General features: G+C 58.0%; 1 protein-coding gene. It reads left to right on the forward strand.

The features are described from left to right. Positions 1 to 366 precede the first annotated feature (366 nt). Positions 367 to 1,051, forward strand: a 685-nt coding sequence (locus tag EN969_RS32610; RefSeq protein ID WP_127419813.1) for a glutamine synthetase beta-grasp domain-containing protein, incomplete at its 3' end; no start/stop codon positions are given.

Genomic DNA, 1,051 nt, shown 5'->3' on the forward strand with positions numbered 1-1,051 from the left:
GCCGGGAACATCAAAATTTTGGCCGACGGTCGTGTGGAAATGACTTCCATTGCCGGGTTCCTTTCTTCCGCCGAACCTTTTCGATTCAACTTGGCCCGAAGATAAGGTCTGCAATCAAGTTAGGCAATATGCCTATGAAAAGATCAGCATTTGCACACTATTTGTGCAAATAAGGACCGTGATGGATCCGGGCGCATTGCTTAGGCGGCTCACCGACTTCCGGTGGATGCCGCGTCAATTTTGTCGCACCCTCCGGACCAAGAATGGCACACGAATTGCATTTTAAGTGTGCGGCAGGCCAGCTGCTGACGGCAGACGCATGTCGACGCCGTTCAGTGTTCGGTGATCAAGCAACGAGAGGCTAGAATGACGAAATACAAGCTCGAGTATATCTGGCTCGATGGATATACCCCGGTCCCCAACCTTCGCGGCAAGACGCAGATCAAGGAATTCGCCGAATTCCCTGAACTCGAGCAGCTGCCGCTGTGGGGCTTCGATGGTTCCTCGACCCAGCAGGCCGAAGGGCACAGCTCCGATTGCGTGCTGAAGCCGGTTGCGGTCTATCCGGATCCCGCCCGCACCAACGGCGTGCTGGTCATGTGCGAAGTCATGATGCCCGATGGTGTCACGCCGCATGCCTCAAACAAGCGCGCCACCATCCTCGATGACGAGGGCGCCTGGTTCGGCTTCGAGCAGGAATATTTCTTCTACAAGGACGGTCGCCCGCTCGGCTTCCCCGAGAGCGGCTATCCCGCACCCCAGGGCCCGTACTACACCGGCGTCGGCTATTCCAATGTCGGCTCCGTCGCGCGTCAGATCGTCGAGGAGCATCTCGACCTCTGCCTCGCCGCCGGCATCAACCACGAAGGCATCAACGCCGAAGTGGCCAAAGGCCAATGGGAATTCCAGATTTTCGGCAAGGGCTCCAAGAAGGCCGCCGACCAGATGTGGATGGCCCGCTACCTCCTGCAGCGCCTGACCGAGAAATACGGCATCGACATCGAATACCACTGCAAGCCGCTCGGAGACACCGACTGGAACGGCTCTGGCA

Source organism: Mesorhizobium sp. M7A.F.Ca.CA.003.01.2.1 (assembly GCF_003998945.1).
GTDB classification, from domain to species: domain Bacteria; phylum Pseudomonadota; class Alphaproteobacteria; order Rhizobiales; family Rhizobiaceae; genus Mesorhizobium; species Mesorhizobium ciceri.